2 protein-coding genes are annotated in these 2,512 nt (G+C 54.1%); both read right to left on the bottom strand.

The features are described 5' to 3' along the window. Positions 1 to 2,044, bottom strand: a 2,044-nt coding sequence (locus RMO35_RS19130; RefSeq protein ID WP_309743202.1) for a protein kinase domain-containing protein, incomplete at its 3' end; no start/stop codon positions are given. A 210-nt stretch (positions 2,045 to 2,254) separates the two neighbouring features. Continuing rightward, positions 2,255 to 2,512, bottom strand: a 258-nt coding sequence (locus RMO35_RS19125) for a hypothetical protein (RefSeq protein ID WP_309743200.1), incomplete at its 5' end; no start/stop codon positions are given.

Below are 2,512 nucleotides of genomic sequence, written 5' to 3'. Positions count from 1 at the left end.
CTTCGGGCTGACGGCGGCGACGCGGCGTGGGGGTTTCTTCGGTGGATTCAGCTTGACGGCGACGGCGGGGGGTGGGTGTTTCTTCTGTGGATTCGACCTGACGGCGACGGCGGGGGGTGGGCGTTTCTTCGGTAGATTCGGATCGATCGCGCTGAATTTGGGGAGTCGGTTCGACCTGCACTCGATTGCGGCGGCGTCTGCGGGCTGGACGTGGCGATTCGCTGGGTGTGGGGGTGACACTGGGGGCGGGCGAGTCGATCCCGCTAGGCAGATTATTAGGTGCTGAATTTGGATTGGGGTTAGTCGGAGTGGGGGCGATCCCATTGCCTTCGATCGGTACTGGGGTACCTGATGGTAGGCTGGAGTCGGGGCTGGGTGAAGGATTAACGCTCGGTATCGGTATCGGTGTCGGTGTCGGGGAGATGGCGACTTGAGTGACGCTCAATTTATAGGGAAATATGCTGCCTTTGATGCCTTTAATCGGACGTAGCTCGATCGTATAATCGCCAGATGCCGGGATTTGACCGCGCCAACCCACGACGCGATCGGCTCGATCGTCGATCGGGGTACCTGTGGGCGAGAGAATCGTCATCAGGACTTGAGTCGGGGGGGTAGTGGCATTGGGGAGGGAGATCGGGGGGTTGGTAGCGGCGTTATTTTTTGACTGGCTGGGACTGGGTTTGAGGGGATCGATCGGACTTGAGAGCGAGTTAGCCGGATCGGTGGGTGGTGTTGTTTGAGTGGGGTCTGTCGGCGACGCCAAGGCGGGGATGAGCTGAATGTCGAGATTTTGTCCGGCTAGAGCTGGAATCCGATATTTGATGGGAGTCGTAGCATCGACAGTACCTTCTTTGACGATCGACAGATTCATTTCTGGTTGAATGACATCGCTGGCGGCGGTAGTCGGGCTAGGACTGCTGCTATCGGTCGGAATAGTCGGATTATTAAAATCGACTTGTTTGGGTGGCGTTGTCGCTACCGGGTCTGTGGGACGACGGAGTAATTGGCTGACGCCAAACCACGAGCCAAGTCCAGCTAGCAGGGCGATCGCGATTCCGGCGGGGATAAATACTTTGGGCTGTTCCCAGATCGATTTGCGATCGACATTGATAATTGCTGCTGGGGATGGTTCGGAATGCGGGATACTCTTACCCCCGACAGCTACTGTTTGCAGGGTTGAGGGGCGTGGGGGCGATGGTGCCGCGATTGACTGCGGCTCGATCGCACTTGAGAGAGCTTGGCTGACTTCCAGTGCCGATTGGTAGCGATCTTCTGGCTCAAAACTCAACATCCGACTCAGAATTGCGGCGAATTCATCGCTAATCTGCGTCCATTTGCGCCAATTCCAATCGATCCGATCTCCATCAATCAGTGCGCTGGGATCTTTGCCTGTGAGCATGACGATCGCCGCGATCGCCAGGGCATAGAGATCGGTACTCGGCGAAATTCGACCGCTGTGAACTTGCTCCGCAGGTGCGTAGCCCGGTTGCCCGATCGCCAGCCGATTTCCGGGCGACTGGATCTGGTTGATAAAGTCCGTCAGGACACCAAAGTTCGTAACAACTGGTAAGCGATCGCGATCGCGGCAAATGATGTTTGTTGGGGACAGATTGCGATGGATCGTCCCTTTGCTATGAGCGTAGCCGATCGGCGGTAAGACTTGGGTGAGAAATTGGTGGACTTCGGCTGCGGTAAACTCGCTACCGACATTGCGACGTTCTGCGAGCAGTTGGGCGTAAGTTTTGCCAGCCACATAGTCTCGGACGATTAACAGCCGATTTTGCTCTTCGAGCGTCGTCCAAAACCTCGGAATCTGGGAATGCTGGAGCTGATACAGGGGCGTAACTTCCCGCTTGAAAAACTCTTTAGCAGCAGCGACAGCAGTTGGCGATTGGGCGGTAGGGATCGCCTCTACTAACGCGCAGTAGGCATCAGCACGACCGCTATCGGTTGCCAGATACGTCCGCCCCAATGTGTCATCTTCAAGTAAATTGAGAATGCGGTAACGTTGCTGCAAAAGAGTATCTGGGGCAATTGGTAGCATACGGTGTGCTCGCTCAAAATTACGGCGATCGAAACGATGATTTCACCCCTTCGGGTTAGATGTCTAAGATGGTTGCCGCAATCGGTTAGTTCCTGCGGACTGGATCTCTTATCTATGTATCCTACTATCTTTGTGGACGATGAGATCGATTGTCCCGCGCGATCGAGATTTAGGCGGCGTTATTCTGACGATTGTCAGCCTATATATTCATTACTTAGGGCGATGAATAATATTCGCATTTGGCAGTCGTCGCCGTTGAATAACTCGATCGATTCCTGACAAGTTGAGATAGGGATTTAGGAGTTGAAGTGCCTGGGCTGGAAGTGGCGAGTTACTAATATATTCAGTAGTGAGATTGTCGCGCTCGATCGTCACTTTCCAGGGAATATAATTAGTCGCTTGCGATTGCGAACTAAAGGTCACTTGTTGCCGATCCATTTGCAGTTTAATTTTAATCGACGGATAATC

The organism is Chamaesiphon sp. OTE_20_metabat_361 (genome assembly GCF_031364565.1).
The sequence above is the reverse complement of the archived record's forward strand: the minus strand, read 5'-3'. Positions and strand labels throughout refer to the sequence as shown.